14 protein-coding genes are annotated in these 19,922 nt (G+C 70.6%); 7 read left to right on the top strand and 7 right to left on the bottom strand.

Annotated features, from left to right (window positions below):
- Positions 1-2: 2 nt before the first annotated feature.
- Both AB0H82_RS34090 and AB0H82_RS34085 read right to left on the bottom strand, forming a co-directional pair.
- The gene (locus AB0H82_RS34090; protein WP_362999396.1) at positions 3-932 is read right to left on the bottom strand and encodes a branched-chain amino acid ABC transporter permease; all 930 of its coding nucleotides are present in this window, start codon (positions 930-932) and stop codon (positions 3-5) included.
- A gap of 102 nt (positions 933-1,034) precedes the next feature.
- Positions 1,035-2,285: a branched-chain amino acid ABC transporter substrate-binding protein gene (locus AB0H82_RS34085; RefSeq protein ID WP_362999395.1), complete on the bottom strand. Its 1,251-nt coding sequence runs from the start codon at positions 2,283-2,285 to the stop codon at positions 1,035-1,037.
- A 523-nt stretch (positions 2,286-2,808) separates the two neighbouring features.
- Between AB0H82_RS34085 and AB0H82_RS34080 the strand changes: the two genes are divergently transcribed.
- Entirely contained in the window at positions 2,809-3,012 is a 204-nt protein-coding gene (locus tag AB0H82_RS34080; protein ID WP_362999394.1) for a hypothetical protein, read from the top strand.
- 154 nt (positions 3,013-3,166) lie between these two features.
- On the opposite strand, the gene AB0H82_RS34075 is transcribed toward AB0H82_RS34080, so the two are convergent.
- From AB0H82_RS34075 to AB0H82_RS34065, 3 genes are all read right to left on the bottom strand, one after another.
- The gene (locus AB0H82_RS34075; protein WP_362999393.1) at positions 3,167-3,571 is read right to left on the bottom strand and encodes a hypothetical protein; all 405 of its coding nucleotides are present in this window, start codon (positions 3,569-3,571) and stop codon (positions 3,167-3,169) included.
- 75 nt (positions 3,572-3,646) lie between these two features.
- On the bottom strand, positions 3,647-4,138 hold the full coding sequence (locus AB0H82_RS34070) for a hotdog fold thioesterase (RefSeq protein WP_362999392.1): 492 nt from the start codon (positions 4,136-4,138) through the stop codon (positions 3,647-3,649).
- 56 nt (positions 4,139-4,194) lie between these two features.
- Positions 4,195-6,474 (bottom strand): FdhF/YdeP family oxidoreductase, encoded by a 2,280-nt coding sequence (locus AB0H82_RS34065; RefSeq protein WP_362999391.1) that lies wholly within the window; start codon positions 6,472-6,474, stop codon positions 4,195-4,197.
- Between the two features lie 124 nt (positions 6,475-6,598).
- Here AB0H82_RS34065 and polA point away from each other — a divergent pair, with 124 nt between their 5' ends.
- The 5 genes from polA to AB0H82_RS34040 all read left to right on the top strand — a co-directional run bounded on the left by polA (position 6,599) and on the right by AB0H82_RS34040 (position 14,527).
- Positions 6,599-9,352 carry a DNA polymerase I gene (gene polA, locus AB0H82_RS34060; protein ID WP_362999390.1) on the top strand — a complete coding sequence of 918 codons (2,754 nt, stop codon included), beginning with the start codon at positions 6,599-6,601 and terminating at the stop codon, positions 9,350-9,352.
- A gap of 914 nt (positions 9,353-10,266) precedes the next feature.
- Positions 10,267-11,217 carry a serine hydrolase gene (locus AB0H82_RS34055; RefSeq protein ID WP_362999389.1) on the top strand — a complete coding sequence of 317 codons (951 nt, stop codon included), beginning with the start codon at positions 10,267-10,269 and terminating at the stop codon, positions 11,215-11,217.
- 200 nt (positions 11,218-11,417) lie between these two features.
- Positions 11,418-13,190 (top strand): lytic transglycosylase domain-containing protein, encoded by a 1,773-nt coding sequence (locus AB0H82_RS34050; protein ID WP_362999388.1) that lies wholly within the window; start codon positions 11,418-11,420, stop codon positions 13,188-13,190.
- A gap of 158 nt (positions 13,191-13,348) precedes the next feature.
- On the top strand, positions 13,349-13,483 hold the full coding sequence (locus AB0H82_RS34045) for an SPW_0924 family protein (protein ID WP_362999387.1): 135 nt from the start codon (positions 13,349-13,351) through the stop codon (positions 13,481-13,483).
- 45 nt (positions 13,484-13,528) lie between these two features.
- Positions 13,529-14,527, top strand: a complete 999-nt coding sequence (locus tag AB0H82_RS34040) for a DUF3068 domain-containing protein (RefSeq protein ID WP_362999386.1) — start codon at positions 13,529-13,531, stop codon at positions 14,525-14,527.
- Here the strand turns inward: AB0H82_RS34040 and hrpB are convergent.
- Complete coding sequence (gene hrpB / locus AB0H82_RS34035) at positions 14,524-17,064, bottom strand: ATP-dependent helicase HrpB (protein ID WP_362999385.1); 2,541 nt, start codon at positions 17,062-17,064, stop codon at positions 14,524-14,526. The two genes, AB0H82_RS34040 and hrpB, sit on opposite strands and share 4 nt — an antisense overlap.
- Positions 17,065-17,068: 4 nt before the next feature.
- Positions 17,069-17,890 (bottom strand): class I SAM-dependent methyltransferase, encoded by an 822-nt coding sequence (locus AB0H82_RS34030; RefSeq protein WP_362999384.1) that lies wholly within the window; start codon positions 17,888-17,890, stop codon positions 17,069-17,071.
- 373 nt (positions 17,891-18,263) lie between these two features.
- Between AB0H82_RS34030 and rpsA the strand changes: the two genes are divergently transcribed.
- On the top strand, positions 18,264-19,775 hold the full coding sequence (gene rpsA, locus AB0H82_RS34025; RefSeq protein ID WP_358588030.1) for a 30S ribosomal protein S1: 1,512 nt from the start codon (positions 18,264-18,266) through the stop codon (positions 19,773-19,775).
- The last annotated feature ends 147 nt before the right edge of the window (positions 19,776-19,922 follow it).

Below are 19,922 nucleotides of genomic sequence, written 5' to 3'. Positions count from 1 at the left end.
TGTCACGCCCTGTCCGCGACGCGCTCGCCGAGGAGGCCTTGGGGCCTGACGAGGAGGACGACGATGAGGAGTACGAACGCCCAGACGTCGGCCCAGGACTGGCCGCCGAGCTTGTCCATGCCGGGGACGTCGTTGATGTAGGCGGTGGCCATGGATTCGGCGAGTCCGAGGACGACGCCGCCGATCATGGCGCCGTAGATGTTGCCGATGCCGCCGAGGACGGCCGCGGTGAAGGCTTTGAGGCCGAGGATGAATCCCATGCGGAAGTCGATCTGGCCGTATTTGAGTCCGCGGGCGACGGCGGCGATGCCGGCGAAGGCGGCGCCGATGGCGAAGGCGACGACGATGACGCGGTCGGTGTTGATCCCCATGAGTTTGGCGGTGTCGGGGTCTTGTGCGGTGGCTTGCATGCCGCGGCCGATGCGGGTCTTCATGACGAAGTAGCCGAGGGCGACCATGCAGAGGGGTGCGGCGATGAGCAGGAAGACGTCGCCGGGTTGCATGGTGACGGAGCCGATGTGGATGGAGCCGCCGGGGAGTTCGGGGAAGGAGCGGGCGGATTTGGCTTCGGGGTACCAGGCCCAGACGGCTTGCTGGAGGGCGAGGGAGAGGCCGATGGCGGTGATGAGGGGGGCGAGGCGGGGGGCTTCGCGGAGGGGTCGGTAGGCGAAGCGTTCGGCGCCGACGGCGATGGTGGTGGAGACGAAGATGGCGCCTATGAGCATGAGGGGGACGGCGGCCCACATGCTGGTGTCGGCGGGGAGCCAGATCCAGACGGTGAGGGCGCCGAATCCGCCGGTCATGAAGATCTCGCCGTGGGCGAAGTTGATGAGCTGGACGATGCCGTAGACCATTGTGTAGCCGATGGCGATGAGGCCGTACATGGATCCCAGTAGCAGGCCGTTGACCAGCTGTTGCGGCAGTTCGTGCACCGCAGGTCCTCCGAGTCTTTCGAGCGACGGATGCGACGCCGCGCGGGGCGCTTGTCTGCGGCGCCCCGCGCGGGTTGTCGTGTGGGCTACGGGCCGGGAGGGTCAGTTGCTCCCGGTGTATGTGCCGGATTCGACGGGCTTCCAGCCGGTCTTCGGGTCGGTGGTCTTGACCTGGTAGACGGTGAGCTGCTTGTTGGTGGCGTCGCCGTATTCGTCGAAGGACACCTTGCCGGTGACGCCGTCGAAGGAGACGCCCTTCATGGCGTCGATGACCTTGGCGCGGGCGTCGCCGGGGAGTTTGCCGTCGTTGTCGTCGACGACCTTCTTGACGGCTTCGATGATGGCCCAGGCGCTGTCGTAGGAGTAGCCGCCGTAGGCTTCGTAGGCTTCCTTGAAGCCGGCTTTCTTGTAGTTGGCGATGAACTCCTTGGCGGAGGGGAGTTCTTCGACGGGCTGGCCGACGGAGGTGGCGTAGTCGCCGATGCCCTGCTTGCCGGAGAGTTTGATGAAGTCGGCGCTGTAGATGCCGTCGCCGCCGACGAGGGGGGCTTTGGATCCGGCCTGTTTCATCTGCTTGCTGAGGGGTCCGGCCTGCGGGTATTCGCCGCCGTAGTAGACGAGGTCGGCGTCGGAGTTTCGGATCTTGGTGGCGACGGCGCCGAAGTCTTTGGTGTCCGGATTGATGTGTTCGGTGCCGACGACCTTGCCGCCGAGTTTGGTGAACTCGTCCTTGAAGGTGGCGGCGAGTCCGGCGCCGTAGGTCTTCTTGTCGTCGACGACGAAGACCTTCTTCTTCTTGGCCTTGTTGTACAGGTACTGGGCTGCGAAGGGTCCCTGGATCGCGTCGGTGGTGGCCGTACGGAAGTACGACTTGTACGGGCGTTCCTTCTTGCCGCCGTTCCAGTCCGGGCCCTGGGTGAGGGCGGGGTTGGTGTTGGCGGGGGAGACCTGGACGAGCTTGGCGTCGTCGAAGACCTTCTGCATCGATTCGGCGACGGAGGAGTTCAGGGGGCCGACGGCGCCGAGGACGTCCTTGTCGGCGACGAGCTTGGTGGCGTTGGTCTGGCCGGACGAGGGCTGGCCCTGGTCGTCGAGCGCCTCGATCTTGAACGTGACGCCGTCGACGTAGTTCTTCTCGTTGGCCTGCTTGGTGGCGAGGTCGACGGAGTTGCGGATGCCGAGGCCCAGCGCGGAGAGCTCGCCGGTCAGTGGCGCGTCGACGCCGATGACGACGGTGGTGCCGCCGCCGCCCTCTTCCCCGTCGTCCTTGTCGTCGCGCGAGCCACAGGCGGTGAGGGTGAGAGCCCCCGCGGTGAGAGCTGCGGTGATGGCTATGAGCGAACGTTGACGCACGATCAGTCCTTTCCCCTGGCACGGCTGTCCCTTGTTGGGATGCCGAGTCGAGCGCGGAACCGAACTGACAGGAATCCGGTGGGCGCGGTGACTGGCCGTGACTCTAAGGGTGGCTTTGTTCTTGGTGGAGTGGTCGGACCAAGGCTGTGACTCTCTTGTTATGCCACGGAGTATTCCGGGCTGGAACGAGGGGGGCGGTTGGGGCTGAATATGGCCTTGTTCGGTGGATCTCGACGTATCCGCATGCTGAGAATCCCCAGCGCAACCGGCAGGACTGTAAAGCTGTTTCACTCATGACAGCGGTGTTCGTGGGCATGCGGCCGCGAGGGCGTCGGAAAGATCATTCGCGTATTCCGGACCCAGGATGTAACTCTGCTTCTCGTTTGCGCGCGTATTACGCAGCGTTACTTCCAGGAAAGGGAGTCCGGCATTCCGTGGCACTTCTCCACATTCGCGAATGTGCATCCTGATGATCAACTTCCGGGGTGATCCCGATTTGACCTCGAAAGGGGTGGGTGGGGAGGTGCTGACCGAAAGGGCTGCGGACGGCTGGCCGACCCCGCGGACGCTCACCGGCGGTCCGGACCTCTGGGTGAAGGTCACGGCGAAAGTGAAGTTCCGGTCCCCGGCCGCGGGCCGCGACATCTCGCCCGCGTACGTCACCGACACGCTCTGCGACGGCCGGGGCGGGGGCGGGGCGGGCGGTGGTTCCGGCCGGGTGAGGTAGAGGCTCAGTCCGGCGGCGCCCACGATCGCGGCCGCGGCGGCGGCGACCGCGGTGCGGCGGTGGCGGAGCCCGCGCGGGTCCGGCCTGGCCGGGCGCGGCGGGGCGGACGCGTGGTCGTAGGTGTCCTCGCCCGGCTCGACGGGCCCGATGGCGTTCACGTCCACGGCCCGCCGCTCGGCCCGCCGTCACGGTGGCGCTCCGCGCACCGCTCGCGGGCCTGACGCGCGATCAATTCCCGTCCCGCGGTTGCCGATTCGCGCCTGCGCTCGGCTCGTGCGGCGTCCAGGATGTCGCGCAGGATCATGTACTGCCCGTTCGACAGGCCCATCGACTGGTAGTCGCCGTAGGTCGTGTCACCCGAGTCGTAGATCTGCTGGGCCCACTTGGTGATGATCGCGGTGCACAGCTCGGCGGGGGACGTGGTGCCGGAGGAGGGGCGGGAGCCGGCGGACGCGGTGGAGCCCTCGGGGCGGTCGGGTCCGTCGCCGCCGGAGCTTCCGCATCCGGCGGCGAGGAGGGCGGCGAGGGCGAGCGCACAGAGCGGTATCCGGTGCCTCATGCACCGACGCTAGACCGGAGCAGCACGCTCCGACAGTGTGCGCTCCGAGATGGCGGGTGTGCCCGGCCCGTGGTGTCAGCCCGTCGCGCCCGCGGAGTCGGTCGCGGTCGCGGGGCCGGCGTCCCGCAGCATGCACGTCAGGCGCGCGCTGCACACCCGCTTGCCCTGCTCGTCGCTGATCACGATCTCGTACGTCGCCGTGGAGCGGCCCCGGTGCACGGGCGTCGCCACGCCGGTGACGAGGCCGGAGCGGGCGCCGCGGTGGTGCGTGCAGTTCAGGTCGACGCCGACGGCGACCTTGTGCACGCCGCCGTGCAGCATCGCGCCGACCGAGCCGAGGGTCTCCGCGAGGACCGCGGAGGCGCCGCCGTGCAGCAGGCCGTACGGCTGGGTGTTGCCCTCGACCGGCATGGTGCCGACGACGCGCTCCGCCGAGGCCTCCAGGACCTGCACGCCCATGCGGGTGCCGAGGTGGCCCGCCGAGAACAGGGAGGGCAGGTCGACCCCGAGCGAGGCGTACTCGTCGATGACCTCCTGCGGGAACTTCACGCTGCGCTGCTCACCCATGGGGCCCGGCTCCGTTCGTTCGTCGTCACACGCGTCACCTGTCGCTGAGCGAACGCTCAGTCGAGCGACGATTGTTCCAGGCGTACGACGACGGACTTGCTGGCAGGGGTGTTGCTGGTGTCGGCGGTGGCGTCCAGGGGCACCAGGACGTTGGTCTCCGGGTAGTAGGCGGCGGCGCAGCCGCGGGCCGTCGGGTAGTGCACGACACGGAAGCCGGGGGCGCGGCGCTCGACGCCGTCCTGCCACTCGCTGACGAGGTCGGCGTACGTCCCGTCGGCGAGGCCGAGGTCCGTGGCGTCGTCCGGGTGGACGAGGACCACGCGGCGGCCGTTCTTGATGCCGCGGTAGCGGTCGTCGAGGCCGTAGATCGTGGTGTTGTACTGGTCGTGGGAGCGCAGGGTCTGCAGCAGCAGCCGTCCCTTCGGGACGGCGGGGTGTTCGACGGGGGCCGCGGTGAAGTTGGCCTTGCCGGTGGTGGTGGGGAAGCGGCGCTCGTCGCGCGGGGCGTGGGGCAGGGTGAAGCCGCCGGGGCGGGCGATCTTCGCGTTGAAGTCCTCGAAGCCGGGGACCACGCGCGCGATGCGGTCGCGCACGGTGGCGTAGTCCTTCTCGAACTCCTCCCAGGGCGTGCGTGAGGCGCTGCCGAGGACGCGGCGGGCCAGGCGGCAGACGATGGCGGGCTCGGAGAGCAGGTGCTTGCTCGCGGGCTCCAGGCGGCCGCGGGAGGCGTGGACCATGCCCATGGAGTCCTCGACGGTGACGACCTGCTCGCCGCCGGCCTGGAGGTCGCGCTCGGTGCGGCCGAGGGTGGGCAGGATCAGGGCGCGGGCGCCGGTGACGGCGTGGGAGCGGTTGAGCTTCGTCGAGACGTGGACGGTGAGGCGGGCGCGGCGCATGGCGGCTTCGGTGACGTCTGTGTCGGGGGAGGCGGCGACGAAGTTGCCTCCCATCGCGAAGAAGACCTTCGCCTCGCCGTCGCGCAGGGCTTTGATGGCGCGGACGACGTCCAGGCCGTGATGGCGGGGCGGTGCGAAGCCGAATTCCTTCTCCAGGGCGTCGAGGAAGGCGGGCGCGGGGCGCTCGAAGATGCCCATGGTGCGGTCGCCCTGCACGTTCGAGTGGCCGCGGACGGGGCAGACGCCGGCGCCGGGGCGGCCGATGTTGCCGCGGAGCAGGAGGAAGTTGACGACTTCGCGGATGGTGGGGACGGCGTGCTTGTGCTGGGTGAGGCCCATCGCCCAGCACACGACGGTGCGCCTGGAGGCGAGGACCATGGCGAGGGCTTCCTCGATGCGGTCGCGCTCCAGGCCGGTGGCCTTGAGGGTGTCGTCCCAGTCGGCGGCCCGTGCGGCCTTGACGAACTCTTCGTAGCCGTGGGTGTGTTCGCGGACGAACTCCTCGTCGACGGCGCCCTCGGTCTCCAGGATGAGCTTGTTGAGGAGGCGGAAGAGGGCTTGGTCGCCGCCGAGGCGGATCTGCAGGAAGAGGTCGGTGAGGGCGGTGCCCTTGAGCATGCCCTGGGCGGTCTGCGGGTTCTTGAAGCGCTCCAGGCCGGCCTCGGGCAGCGGGTTGACCGTGATGATCTTCGCGCCGTTGTTCTTCGCCTTCTCCAGGGCGGAGAGCATGCGCGGGTGGTTCGTGCCCGGGTTCTGCCCGGCGACGATGATCAGGTCCGATTTGTAGAGGTCCTCCAGGAGGACGCTGCCCTTGCCGACGCCGATCGTCTCGGTGAGCGCGGAGCCGGACGACTCGTGGCACATGTTCGAACAGTCGGGGAGGTTGTTCGTGCCGAGCTCGCGGGCGAACAGCTGGTACAGGAACGCCGCCTCGTTGCTGGTGCGGCCCGAGGTGTAGAAGACGGACTCGTCGGGGGAGTCGAGCGCCGCGATCTCCTCGGCGATGATGTCGAAGGCCTGCTCCCAGGAGACCGGCTCGTACCGCTCGGCGCCCTCCGCGAGATACATGGGGTGGGTGAGGCGGCCCTGCTGTCCCAGCCAGTACCCACTGCGGGTGGCGAGGTCGGCGACGGGGTGCGCGGCGAAGAAGTCGGGGGTGACGCGGCGCAGGGTGGCTTCCTCGGCGACGGCCTTCGCGCCGTTCTCGCAGAATTCCGCCTTGTGGCGGTGGTCCGGCTCGGGCCAGGCGCAGCCGGGGCAGTCGAAGCCGTCCTTCTGATTGACGCGGAGCAGGGTGAGGGCGGTGCGGCGCACGCCCATCTGCTGCTGTGCCGTGCGCAGGGTGTGACCGATGGCGGGCAGTCCCGCGGCCGCGTGCTGGACCTCGGCGACCTGCGGCGCGTCCTGGACCGGATCGCCCTTGGGCGGCTTGCTTGCCATGGTCGGCTCCCCTTCGAGCACGTACGTGAGCTACGTCTCCGATCCTCCCACGCGACGGTGACAACGCAGGGGGGCGGGGCCGCGTGGGGCCGGACTGTCAGTGGGGCGTGGCAGGATCGGGGACGTGGCAGAAACAGCATCGAAGAAGAAGTCCGAGACCGCGGCGACGAAGGGTGCGCCGGCCGGTGGTGAGCAGCGCCCGCGCCTGATGCTCATGGACGGGCACTCCTTGGCATACCGGGCGTTCTTCGCGCTGCCCGCGGAGAATTTCACGACGGCGACGGGCCAGCCGACGAACGCGATCTACGGCTTCGCGTCGATGCTGGCGAACACGCTGCGCGACGAGGCGCCCACGCACTTCGCGGTGGCGTTCGACGTGTCGCGCAAGACGTGGCGCTCCGAGGAGTTCCCGGAGTACAAGGCGAATCGCTCCAAGACCCCGGACGAGTTCAAGGGTCAGGTCGAGCTGATCGGCGAGATGCTCGACGCGATGCACGCGGTGCGTTTCGCGGTGGACGGCTTCGAGGCGGACGACGTCATCGCCACGCTGGCGACGCAGGCGGAGGCGGCCGGTTTTGACGTGCTGATCGTCACGGGTGACCGTGACTCCTTCCAGCTGATCACCGACCATGTGACGGTGCTGTATCCGACGAAGGGCGTCTCGGAGCTGACGCGCTTCACTCCGGAGAAGGTCTTCGAGAAGTACGGACTGACGCCCAGCCAGTATCCGGACTTCGCGGCGCTGCGCGGCGACCCGTCGGACAACCTTCCGGGCATCCCCGGTGTCGGTGAGAAGACGGCCGCGAAGTGGATCAACCAGTTCGGTTCGTTCGCCGACCTCGTCGAGCGGGCCGAGGAGGTCAAGGGCAAGGCGGGGCAGAATTTCCGCGACCACCTGGAGTCGGTCAAGCTCAACCGTCGCCTGACGGAGATGGTGCGCGACGTCGAACTCCCCAAGACGGTCACCGACTTGGAGCGCGCGGCGTATGACCGTACGGCGCTCGCGATGGTCCTGGACACCCTGGAGATCCGCAACCCCTCGCTGCGGGAGCGGCTGCTCGCCGTCGACCCGGGTGCGGAGGAGGCCGAGCAGACCCCGGCCGAGCCCGGCGTGGAGCTGGACGGCGTGGTGCTTGGCGCGGGCGAGCTGGCCCCTTGGCTGGCCGAGCACGGCAACGCGATCCTCGGTGTGGCCACCGTCGACACCTGGCAGCTCGGTGCGGGCACGGTCACCGAGGTCGCGCTGGCCGCGGCGGGCGGGGCGGCCGCCTGGTTCGACCCGTCGACCCTGGACGAGGCCGACGAGAACGCCTTCGCGGCCTGGATCTCCGACCCCACCAAGCCGAAGGTCCTGCACAACGCCAAGGGCGCGATGCGGGTCTTCCCGGAGCACGGCTGGACGGTGGACGGCGTCACGATGGACACGGCCCTCGCCGCGTATCTCGTGAAGCCGGGCCGGCGCTCCTTCGCGCTGGACGCGCTGTCCCTGGAGTACCTGGGGCGTGAGCTCGCGCCCGCCTCCGCCGCCGACGGACAGCTCGCCTTCGGTACGGAGGAGGACGACCGGGCCGAGGCCGACTCCCTGATGTCGCAGGCCCGCACCATCCTCGACCTGGGCACGGCCTTCGGCGAGAAGCTGACGGAGGTCGGCGCGAGCGACCTGCTCACCGACATCGAGCTGCCGACGTCCGCGCTCCTGGCACGCCTGGAGCGGCACGGCATCGCGGCGGACCGCCCGCACCTGGAGTCGATGGAGCAGCAGTTCGCGGGCGCGGTGCAGCAGGCCGTGAAGGAGGCGCACGCGGCGGCGGGCCACGAGTTCAACCTGGGCTCGCCCAAGCAGCTCCAGGAAGTCCTCTTCGGCGAGCTGAACCTCCCCAAGACGAAGAAGACGAAGACCGGGTACACCACGGACGCGGACGCGTTGGCCTGGCTCGCCGCCCAGACGGAGAACGAGCTGCCGGTCATCATGCTCCGCCACCGCGAGCAGGCGAAGCTGCGCGTCACCGTCGAGGGCCTGATCAAGGCGATCGCGGCGGACGGCCGCATCCACACCACGTTCAACCAGACGGTGGCGGCGACGGGCCGGCTCTCCTCCACGGAGCCGAACCTGCAGAACATCCCGGTCCGTACGGACGAGGGCCGGGCCATCCGCCGCGGCTTCGTCGTCGGCGAGGGCTTCGAGTCCCTCATGACCGCGGACTACAGCCAGATCGAACTGCGCGTGATGGCGCACCTCTCCGAAGACGAGGGCCTCCTGGAGGCGTTCACGTCCGGCGAGGACCTGCACACGACGGTCGCCTCCCAGGTGTTCAACGTCGACGGTTCCGCCGTCGACGCGGAGATGCGCCGCAAGATCAAGGCGATGTCGTACGGCTTGGCGTACGGCTTGTCCGCGTTCGGCCTCTCCCAGCAGCTGAACATCGACGCGGGCGAGGCGCGCGCGCTGATGGACACGTACTTCGAACGGTTCGGCGGGGTCCGCGACTACCTCCGCCGCGCCGTCGACGAGGCCCGCGCCACGGGCTACACGGAAACGATGCTCGGCCGCCGCCGCTACCTCCCCGACCTCAACAGCGACAACCGCCAGCGCCGCGAGATGGCCGAGCGCATGGCTCTGAACGCGCCGATCCAGGGCACGGCCGCGGACATCGTCAAGATCGCCATGCTGAACGTGCACGGCGCGCTGACCGCGGCGAAGCTCGACTCCCGCATGCTGCTGCAGGTCCACGACGAAATCGTCCTGGAGATCGCTCCGGGCGAGCGGGACCGGGTGGAGGAGCTGGTCCGCAGGGAAATGGCGGGGGCGGTGTCCCTGCGGGCGCCGCTGGATGTGTCGGTGGGTGTGGGGCGGGACTGGGAGTCGGCGGCGCACTAGCCCTGGCGGGCGGCGGAACGGTGCTTTCCCGCCCCGGCGAGCACCGGGAGCCCCCTTGTGCCCGCGCCGTTCCCCGCGCCCCTGAGAGCCCAGCCCCGGGACCTGCCGGATGCGCGCCTGCGGACGGTCGGCGCCTGCTCGCGCAGTTCCCCGCGCCCCTGAGGGGGTGGGAGGGCCTGTCGGTTTGTGCCTGCGGGTGGCTGATGGCTGGGCGCGCAGTTCCTCGCGCCCCTGAGGGGGTGGGTGGGTCTGTCGGTTTGTGCCTGCGGGTGGCTGATGGCTGGGCGCGCAGTTCCTCGCGCCCCTGAGGGGGTGGGTGGGTCTGTCGGTTTGTGCCTGCGGGTGGCTGATGGCTGGTCGCGCCGTTCCTCGCGCCCCTGAAGGGGAGGGTGGGTCTGCCTGTTTGTGGCTGCGGGTGGACGGTGGTTGCTCGCGCCGTTCCCCGCGCCCCTGAGGGGGTGCGTGGGCTTGGCTGTTTGTGGCTGCGGGTGGGTGGTGGCTGGGCGCGCAGTTCCTTGCGTCTCTGAGGGGGCGCCGGGGGGCTGTTTTTAGGGGCGCGGGGAACTGCGCGAGCAACCACGCCGCCACCTGCAGGTGAAAGGAAACCGTCCATGCCCCGCCCTGGGAAGGTGCCGGGGGGGCTGTTTTCAGGGGCGCGGGGAACTGCGCGAGCGACCACGGACCACCCGCAGACGCGACGCAACCGCCCAACCCCCGCCGCGCAGCGGCATGCCCCGCGCAGGGAGTCCGCTCAAGCTCCGCGCAGCGGCATGCCCCGCGCAGGGAGTCCGCTCAAGCCCCGCGCAGCGGCATGCCCCGCGCAGTGGTGCCCGCCAAAGCCCCGCGCAGCGCCCCTCACCCGCGTGGCCCCCGGCAAAGCGACCCCCGACCGACCGTGGGGTCAGGATGAGCGCATGGTCTCTCACCTGCGAAAGTGCCGGACGGCTGTCGCCGCGGCGCTCACCACGGCCCTCCTGGTGCCCATACCGGCGACCGCCGCCGCAGCCGGCGACCTGCAGGGTGCGGACCTCTGCACGGCAGGCCGTGACCTCACTCTCGCCGCCCGGATGTCGAAGGACATCAGGGCGGCTTTGTGGTCCAGGGCCGGCACCGTTTCCGTGTCCGTGCACGACTCCCGTACCGGCCTCGTCTGCGAGCTCGCGAGCCGGCGCCGCTACGACGCGGCGAGCGTCGCCAAGGTCCTGGTGATGGAGGCGGCGCTGCGCCGCGCGCAGGAGTGGCGCCGCGGCCTCACCGGCTGGGAGCACCACCGGATCCGTCCCATGATCACCATTTCGGACAACCACGCGGCGCAGCGCCTGTGGAACGACCTCGGGTACCGCTACCTCTCCCGCTTCCTGCGCCGCGTCGGCACCACCGCCACCACCCTCGGCACGTACGGCCGTTGGGGCCTGACCGGCACCACCGCGGCCGACCAGTCGCGGCTGCTCGACGTGCTGACGGGGGTGCGGGGCGTTCTCGGCCCGGGTGCGCGGGCGTACGGGCTGCGGCAGATGGCCGAGGTGCGGCGCGACCAGCGCTGGGGGGTGCCCGCGGGGATGCCCCGCGGCGTCCGTGCCCACCTCAAGAACGGCTGGCTGCCGCGGGCCACGCACGGCTGGCGCGTGCACAGCGTCGGCATCTTCACCGGCGGCGGCCGCACCTACCGCATCGTCGTCCTCTCGCACGACAACCCGTCGATGGCGTACGGCGTGCGGACCATCGAGCGCATCGCGCAGGCCGTGCACCGGGGCCTCCACAAGGGCCGGGCGATCGGCCAGGAGCTGACTCCGGAGAGCGAGATCAGCGAGGTTCCGGACGGCTCGGCGCCCGCGGAGGGCGAGGACCAGGACCCCGCCGCGTAACAGAGCTGTCGCGGCGTCTTGGCCAACTGGTAAAAACCGGGCACGAACGGGTGCCTGGGCGCGCGAAGTTGTCGTAGTGTCGCCTGAGCCGCCCCACTGGGTGTACGTGCGTGCGAAGGTAGGCGTGTACGTGCTGGAAAGCGTGCACGAGGGTGGGGGCGGCGCGCAACAGTCGTCAAAAGGGGAGGGGTGGCTCGGTCATGGCGCCGGTATTCGGCAGGCGGCTGCGCAGGGGAACGGTGACCGCCGCGGTGGCCGCGGCGGCGGTGGCGGCCCTCGCCGCGTCGCAGGCCCCGGGCGTGACGGACGTACCGCGTGACGGGCAGGCGGCGGGCGCTTCCGACACCCCACCGCCGTCCGGTGACTCCGCGACCGGTGACTCCCCGTACTACACCGACCTGCCTCCCCTGCAGAGCCCCGTCCCGCCGAACGGCGGTGACAAGAAGGCCGAGGCGGGCGTCCCTGCCACGGTCCTGGACGCGTACAAGAAGGCCGAGACCGCCCTCAACACCGACAAGCCCGGCTGCAACCTGCCCTGGCAGCTGCTCGCCGCGATCGGCAAGGTCGAGTCGGGCCACGCCGGCGGCGGCCGTGTCGACGCGAGCGGCACGACGCTCAAGCCGATCCTCGGCCCGGTCCTGAACGGCAACGGCTTCGCGAAGATCACCGACACCGACAAGGGCGCCTACGACGGTGACGTGACGCACGACCGCGCGGTCGGACCGATGCAGTTCATCCCTTCGACGTGGGCCACCTCGGGCCGGGACGGCAACAACGACGGCAAGAAGGACCCCAACAACATCTACGACGCGGCGCTCGCCGCGGCCCACTACCTGTGCGCGAACGGCCGTGATCTGTCCGTCGAGGCCGACCTGCACAAGGCGATCCTGAGCTACAACCGCTCGACGGAGTACCTGAACACGGTCCTGTCGTGGCTGGAGTTCTACCGCAAGGGCACCCACGAGGTTCCCGACGGCAAGGGCGTGCTGCCCGACGAGCGCAGCGACAGCCGCTTCCCGGGCCCCAGCCCGAGCCCGACGTCGCCGAGCACCCCGTCGCCGAAGCCCCCGGCCAAGCAGAAGCCGAAGCCGAACCCGGGGAAGGACAAGCCCGGGAACAACGACGGCAGCAATGGCAGCAGCGGCGGCAGCAACAAGCCCAGTCCGCCGAACGGCGGTGGCGGTTCCGAGCGCCCCGAGCCCGGCTCGCCGGCCGACCGTGTCAAGGACCTGGCGAACGCCGGGACCGGCACGCTCACCGCGACCGCGGGCGACGCCTTCGCCGAGCGGGTCGAGGTGCGCGCACTGTCCAAGTCGGGTGCGTTCGTGGCCGGGGTCAAGGTCAAGTTCACGGTCGTCGGCACCACGGACACCCGCTTCGACGGCGGCGCGAGGACCGTCACCGTCACCACGGGCTCCACCGGCAAGGCCATCGCCCCGGTGCTCGAAGCGGGCGAGCGGACCGGCAGGTTCACCGTGCGGGCCACGGTCGTGGGCCGCACGGTGCCGGGCGTCGACTTCACCGCGGAGGTCACCGCGCGCCAGGCCGACGCGCTCGCCAGGACCAGCGACAAGCCGCTGGTCTGCGAGGCGGGCAAGGAGTTCGCCGACCGGGTCGAGGTCAAGGCGACGTACAAGGGCAGGGCCGCCGCCGGTGTCGCGGCCTCCGCCATGATGGTCACGTCGGCGTCGGACGCGACGGCCAGCGACAAGGGCCCCTACTTCAAGGGCGCGGACGGCAAGCCGATCCGCATGCTGAAGGGCCTGAAGACCGACGCGAACGGCCTGCTGAAGCTGCCGAGGATCTACGCGGACGACGCGGCGGGCACGTATCTGCTGCGCATCGCCACGGCCGGCGGCGGCATCCTCACCGTCGAGCTGAAGGTGAACGCAGCGCCCGACACGACACCCACGCCGTCGGACTCGGCGAGCGCCACCCCGAGCACCACCCCGAGCGCGTCTCCCCGGGCCTAGGAGCCAGAGAACCGGACACCCCGACCGCCCCTCCGCCACCCACGGCGGAGGGGCGGTCGGTGTTTGTGCAACGTGTTCTCATCTTGCTCGTCCGTTGCTACGGTGCCCGCCCTGACGCCCTATCAGTTCCGGCCGCAAGCCGAACCGGGAGGCCCCGTATGCGCGCCCTCATCGCCGCCGCCACCGGCCTCGCCGTCGCGCTCGCCCTGATCCTGACGATCACGGCGATCGGCGCCCCGTCCGGCGGGACGTCCCCCGAGCCGCTCCTCACCACCGTCCCGGAACACCCATAGACGTACGGTCCCCAAGCACCCACAGACGTAGGGAGGGCCGCAGCGATGCGCCGCAAGGCCAGCCTCGTCCTGCTCGCCTTCGCCGTGTTCTTCACGGCCATGTCCCCGCTCATGCGCTGGTACGCCTTCCCGCGGCTCGCGAAGATCCCGCCGAGCCAGTACCAGGACATGGTCCTGGAGGCGGACGACCCGACCCTCATCGACTACGGCTCCATGAAGGCCAAGAAGATCGACAAGGTCACCATCGTGCAGACCCTCAAGGGCAACGTGGAGGCCTCCGAGAAGATCGAGAGGAGCGCCGACCGCGATGTCGTCGTCTGGGACGCCCTCTCCTACGTCCAGGACGACAAGGGCAAGATGGTCTCCAAGATCCCCGAGCGCTACATCTTCGACGCCCACAGCCAGGAACCCGTGCACGCCACGGGCGAGGCGGTCGACGGGGACCCGGTCAAACGCGAGGGCATCGAGTTCAAGTGGCCCTTCCTGACCGAGAAGCGGGACTACGAGTACTTCGACGCGCAGGCCCGCGTCACCCGGCCCATCCACTACAAGGGCACCCAGGACTTCCGCGGCGTGAAGGTCTACTACTTCGAGCAGACCATCCCCTGGACCAAGGTGCCCTTCCCCAAGACGATGCCCGTCAAAGGCATCACTCCGGAGTCCCTCGCCAAGACCGGCACCACCCGCTGGTACACCACCGTCCGCAAGTTCTGGGTCGAGCCGACCACCGGAGCACCCGTCTACGGAGAGGAGATCCAGAACAACGAACTGCGCGGCGGCACACTCCTGGGCGACCGCGACAAGGTCACCGTCTTCTCCGGACACGTGAAGATGCGCGAGGACTACATCAAGGACACCGTCGACCTGGTCAAGTCCCAGCGCGTCCTCGTCCTCCTGCTGACCTCGTACCTCCCCTGGGGCTTCCTCACCCTCGGCATCCTCCTGCTGGCCCTCTCCCTCTGGCTGGAGGCCCGCGGCCGCAGGCCCGGCGACCCCACGCCGACGACGGAGAACGACCCGGAACCGGAGCCGGTCAACGCCTAGGAGCTGCCCCGTCCGGCCTGGCGGGCCTTGGTGTAGCGGGTCGGCTCGGCCGCCGCCGGGTCCTCCGGCCACGGGTGCTTCGGGTAGCGGCCGCGCAGGTCCGCGCGGACCGCGCGGTAGCCCGACCGCCAGAACGAGGCGAGGTCGGCCGTGACGGCGGCAGGACGGCCCGCGGGGGACAGCAGGTGCACGAGCACCGGTACGCGGCCGTCCGCGATCCTCGGCGTCTCGGCGAGCCCGAACATCTCCTGCAACTTGACGGCGAGCACCGGCTGTTCGGGATCGGAGTAGTCGACCCGGATCCTGGACCCGCTCGGCACCTCAAGCCGCTCCGGAGCAAGCTCGTCCAGGCGGCCCGCCTCGCCCGTCGCCCACGGCAGGAGCCGCCCCAGCGCCTGCCCGGCGTCGATCCCCGCCAGGTCGGCCCGGCGCCGGGCCCGGGAGAGCTCGGGCTCCAGCCATTCGTCCGCGCGCGCGTGGAGAGCGTCCTCCGATACGTCGGGCCAGGGCGCCCCGAGCCGGCGGTGCAGGAACGCGAGCCGCTCCCGCAGCTCCCGCGCACCCCGCGACCACTGCAACAGCGCGGTCCCCTCCTGCCGCAACCCGGTCAGCAGCGCCTCCCGCACCAGACGCGGATCGGGCTTCTTCAAGGGCCGCACCGCCAACTCCACGGCGCCGAGACGCTCCACGTGCCGCGCCACGAGCTCGCCGTCGCCCCACGCCACCTCGTCGCCCTCGGAGTACAGCGGTGCGGCGGCGCTCCGGGCGACGTCCTCGTCGATGTGCCCGGCGAGCAGCACGCGCGCGTGCCCCGCGCCCACCGGCCGGTCGGCCACGGCCACGGCGAGCCACCGCGCACCGGACAGCGCGGACCCCTGCCGCGCCTCCGCCCGCGTCCCGCCCGCCATGAGATACACCCCGCCGCCCACGCTCCGCGCCACCCGCTCAGGGAACGCGAGTGCGGCCACCAGACCGGCGACGTACTCGTCGCTCCCCTCGCCGCCACCCTCGGCGGGCCCACCCGGCGCCGCCGAGGCGAGGCGCCCGGCCTCGGTCCGCCACCGCGCCCCATAGGCGTCCTGGCCGCGCCGCGCCGCACGCCAGGCACCCGCGAGGTCGTCGCCGTACTCACGGGGCGGCTCCTCGCTCAACAGCGCCACCGCCTCCGCCGCCCGGCGGGCGCCGACGCGCGGCGCCGCGTCCAGCAGGGCACGGGCGAGGCGCGGATGCAGGCCCACCCGCGACATCCGCGTGCCGCGCTCCGTCGCACGGCCCGTCTCCGGGTCCACCGCGCCCACCGCCACCAGGACGTCCCGCGCCGCCGCCATCGCGCCGCCCGGCGGGGGATCGAGGAGAGCGAGCCCGGACGCGTCAGGATCGCCCCAGCAGGCCGCCTGCAACGCGAACGCCGCGAGGTCGGCCACCTTGATCTCGGGGGCGGGAAAGCGTGGCAGCCGCCCGTCCTCCGCCTCCGCCCAGCACCGGTACACCGCCCCCGGCGCCTCCCGCCCGGCCCGGCCCGCCCGCTGCCGTCCGGCCGCCTGCGAGGCCCGCACGGTCGCCAGCGCGCTCAGCCCGCGCGCGTGATCGACCCTCGGCTCCCGCGCGAGCCCCGAGTCCACGACGACCCGCACCCCCGGCACCGTCAGCGAGGACTCCGCCACGGAGGTGGCGAGCACCACCCGCCGCCCGTCCGACCCGGCGAGCACCGCGTCCTGCACCGCGGCCGGAGCCCGCCCGTGCACCTGCAGCACCTCCACCCCGCCGAGCCCCGCCAGCTGCCCCGCCACCCGCGCGATCTCACCGACCCCGGGCAGGAAGCACAGGACGTCCCCGTCCCGCTCGGCCAGCGCTCTGCGCACCACCGACGCCACATGGGTCAGCAGCGCCGGATCGACCCGCATCCCGTGCGGCGGCCGCACCGCGCGCGGGGGCGGCGCCCACACGACCTCCACCGGGTGCGCGACGCCCCGCGCCTCGACCACGGGCGCACCCCCGAGGATCCGCGCCCAGCCCTCCGCGTCGGTCGTCGCCGACGCCGCGACCAGCCGCAGCTCGGGCCGCAGCGCCGCCCGCACGTCCACCAGGAACGCCGCCACCGTGTCCGCGTCCAGATGCCGCTCGTGGCACTCGTCGAGGACCACGACGTCCACGCCGGCCAGCTCCTGGTCCCGCTGCAGCCGCTGCAGCAGCACCCCCGTCGTCACGACCTCCACGCGCGTGCGCGGGCCCACCACGCGCTCACCGCGCACCGTGTAGCCGACGCTGTCGCCCACCTTCTCGCCGAGCAGCCACGCCATGCGCCGCGCGGCGGCCCGGGCGGCGATGCGGCGCGGCTCGGCGACGACGACACGGCGTACGCCGTCATGGGCGCCCGGCACGTCGACCAGGCCCGCGAGCGCCAGCGGCACCAGCGTCGTCTTGCCCGTGCCGGGCGGCGCGCAGAGCACGGCGCTGCCCGGCCCCTCCAGAGCGGCGGAGAGACCGGGCAGCGCGTCACGTACGGGGAGGTCCAGGGCTGCGTGGTTACGGATCACATGTTCAGTCTCGTACGCATACGTAGATGGCCGTCCCCGGGATCAGGTTTCCGCGCAGCGGGGACCAGCCGCCCCACTCCTGCGTGTTCCAGGCGGGCCACTCCGGCTCCACGATGTCGACGAGCCGGAACCCGCCGGCCACGATGTCCCGCACCCGGTCGCCGATCGTCCTGTGGTGCTCCACGTAGACGGCGTTGCCCTCGTCGTCCTGCTCCACATAAGGAGTGCGGTCGAAGTAGGAGGCCGCTACGGAGAGGCCCTCCGGACCCGGCTCGTCCGGGAACGCCCAGCGGATGGGGTGGGTCGCGGAGAAGACGAACCGCCCGCCGGGCCGCAGCACGCGGCGCACCTCCTTGAGGACCTGCACGGGGTCGGCGACGAACGGCATCACGCCGTAGGCGGAGCAGACGAGGTCGAAGGAGCCGTCCTTGAAGGGCAGCACTCCCGCGTCGGCCTGGACCAGCGGTACGTCCCCGCCGATCCGCAGCGCGTGCTGGAGCTGGCGGTGCGAGAGGTCGAGGGCGACGGGGCGCGCGCCCTGCGAGAGCAGCCAGCGCGAGCACTGGGCGGCACCGGCGCCGATCTCCAGGACGTCCTTGTCCTTGAGGTCCTCCGGCGGACCGAGTAGCTCCGCCTCCACCTCGTCGAGCCCCTCGGGGCCCCACACGAAGCGGTCGTCCCCGAGGAACGTGCCGTGCTCGATCTGGTAGTCGTCGGCATTCCGGTCCCACCAGCCGCGGTTGGCGCGGCTGCTCTCCGTGACGTTCGCGTGACGCCTGGTGGCCTCGGGCTCGGACGGCTCGGATTCTTGGATGATCGGCTCCATCGTCATAATCTTCCGTGTCTTCTGCGTACCCCGGTCGAACCTCGCCGCGGAGGGCCGCGGAGGGGCGCGGTGCGGCCCGTGTGGCCTCAGGCGACAGGTTTTGTGCCGGGTATGCGGCGTTCCGCCCCGGGTGTGCGCCTTCGCGCATTGACCCTGTCCGGCTGCCCCCGTATGCTACAAGTTGCGCTGCGAGCCTGCGCTCCTCAGACATAGCAGGCTGCGCTCGCGTCTGTTGTATGTCCCCTCGGTTGTCGAGGCGCCTTCCCTTGCCGGAAGCCGCGCCTCCTAGGCTGTCCGGCTTCTGCAGAGCGAAATCGGCTCCCGGCGTTGCAGTACCTACGACTTCAATGTCCGTACCGGAGCCCTAACCCACATGACGAGCAGCACCGAGACCACCGCCACCACCCCGCAGGTAGCGGTCAACGACATCGGTAACGAGGAAGCCTTCCTCGCCGCGATCGACGAGACGATCAAGTATTTCAACGACGGCGACATCGTCGACGGCGTCATCGTGAAGGTCGACCGGGACGAGGTCCTGCTCGACATCGGTTACAAGACCGAAGGCGTCATCCCGAGCCGCGAGCTCTCGATCAAGCACGACGTCGACCCGAACGAGGTCGTCAAGGTCGGCGACGAGATCGAGGCCCTGGTTCTCCAGAAGGAGGACAAGGAAGGCCGTCTGATCCTGTCCAAGAAGCGCGCTCAGTACGAGCGTGCCTGGGGCACGATCGAGAAGATCAAGGAAGAAGACGGCATCGTCACCGGTACCGTCATCGAGGTCGTCAAGGGTGGTCTCATCCTCGACATCGGCCTCCGTGGCTTCCTGCCGGCCTCCCTCGTCGAGATGCGCCGCGTCCGCGACCTCCAGCCCTACGTGGGCAAGGAGCTTGAGGCCAAGATCATCGAGCTGGACAAGAACCGCAACAACGTGGTCCTGTCCCGCCGTGCCTGGCTTGAGCAGACCCAGAGCGAGGTCCGCCAGACCTTCCTCACGACCCTGCAGAAGGGCCAGGTCCGCTCCGGCGTCGTTTCCTCGATCGTCAACTTCGGTGCGTTCGTGGACCTCGGTGGCGTCGACGGTCTCGTCCACGTCTCCGAGCTTTCCTGGAAGCACATCGACCACCCCTCCGAGGTTGTCGAGGTCGGCCAGGAAGTCACCGTCGAGGTCCTCGACGTGGACATGGACCGCGAGCGTGTCTCCCTGTCGCTCAAGGCGACGCAGGAAGACCCGTGGCAGCAGTTCGCCCGTACGCACCAGATCGGGCAGGTCGTTCCCGGTAAGGTCACCAAGCTCGTTCCGTTCGGTGCGTTCGTGCGCGTCGACGAGGGCATCGAGGGCCTGGTCCACATCTCCGAGCTGGCCGAGCGCCACGTGGAGATCCCGGAGCAGGTCGTCCAGGTCAACGACGAGATCTTCGTCAAGGTCATCGACATCGACCTTGAGCGTCGCCGGATCTCGCTGTCGCTGAAGCAGGCCAACGAGTCCTTCGGCGCCGACCCGTCGGCCGTCGAGTTCGACCCGACCCTGTACGGCATGGCCGCGTCCTACGACGACCAGGGCAACTACATCTACCCCGAGGGCTTCGACCCCGAGACCAACGACTGGCTCGAGGGCTACGAGACCCAGCGCGAGGCCTGGGAGACCCAGTACGCCGAGGCGCAGCAGCGCTTCGAGCAGCACCAGGCTCAGGTCATCAAGTCCCGCGAGGCCGACGCCCAGGCCGAGGCCGAGGGTGCGGCGGCTCCGGCCGGCGCCGCTCCGGCCGCGTCCAGCGGTGGCGGCGGCGGTTCGTACTCCTCGGAGTCGGACGACAACTCCGGCGCGCTGGCTTCGGACGAGGCGCTTGCCGCGCTGCGTGAGAAGCTCGCCGGCGGCCAGAGCTGAGGCTCGCCTCTAGGCGGTTGTAGCTGAACGGCTGCGGCGGGGGCGGGGCCCCCGGGGGGGGGGGGGGGGCGCCCGGGGGGGGATGGGGGTCGGGGGGTGGGGGGGGGGCAGGCAGAAAACAAGAAGACAACACAGAAAAAGACAAAA

It is taken from the genome of Streptomyces sp. NPDC050732 (genome assembly GCF_040654255.1).
In the GTDB taxonomy this organism is placed as follows: Bacteria; Actinomycetota; Actinomycetes; order Streptomycetales; family Streptomycetaceae; genus Streptomyces.
This window is presented reverse-complemented; position numbering and strand designations above follow the sequence as displayed.

Bases quoted from the DNA above. Each gene is read 5' to 3' on its own strand.
- AB0H82_RS34075 (WP_362999393.1), bottom strand. From the start codon at position 3,571: ATGAGGCACCGGATACCGCTCTGTGCGCTCGCCCTCGCCGCCCTCCTC.
- AB0H82_RS34070 (WP_362999392.1), bottom strand. From the start codon at position 4,138: ATGGGTGAGCAGCGCAGCGTGAAGTTCCCGCAGGAGGTCATCGACGAG.
- AB0H82_RS34065 (WP_362999391.1), bottom strand. From the start codon at position 6,474: ATGGCAAGCAAGCCGCCCAAGGGCGATCCGGTCCAGGACGCGCCGCAG.
- AB0H82_RS34055 (WP_362999389.1), top strand. From the start codon at position 10,267: ATGGTCTCTCACCTGCGAAAGTGCCGGACGGCTGTCGCCGCGGCGCTC.
- AB0H82_RS34050 (WP_362999388.1), top strand. From the start codon at position 11,418: ATGGCGCCGGTATTCGGCAGGCGGCTGCGCAGGGGAACGGTGACCGCC.
- AB0H82_RS34045 (WP_362999387.1), top strand. From the start codon at position 13,349: ATGCGCGCCCTCATCGCCGCCGCCACCGGCCTCGCCGTCGCGCTCGCC.
- AB0H82_RS34040 (WP_362999386.1), top strand. From the start codon at position 13,529: ATGCGCCGCAAGGCCAGCCTCGTCCTGCTCGCCTTCGCCGTGTTCTTC.
- AB0H82_RS34030 (WP_362999384.1), bottom strand. From the start codon at position 17,890: ATGGAGCCGATCATCCAAGAATCCGAGCCGTCCGAGCCCGAGGCCACC.
- rpsA (WP_358588030.1), top strand. From the start codon at position 18,264: ATGACGAGCAGCACCGAGACCACCGCCACCACCCCGCAGGTAGCGGTC.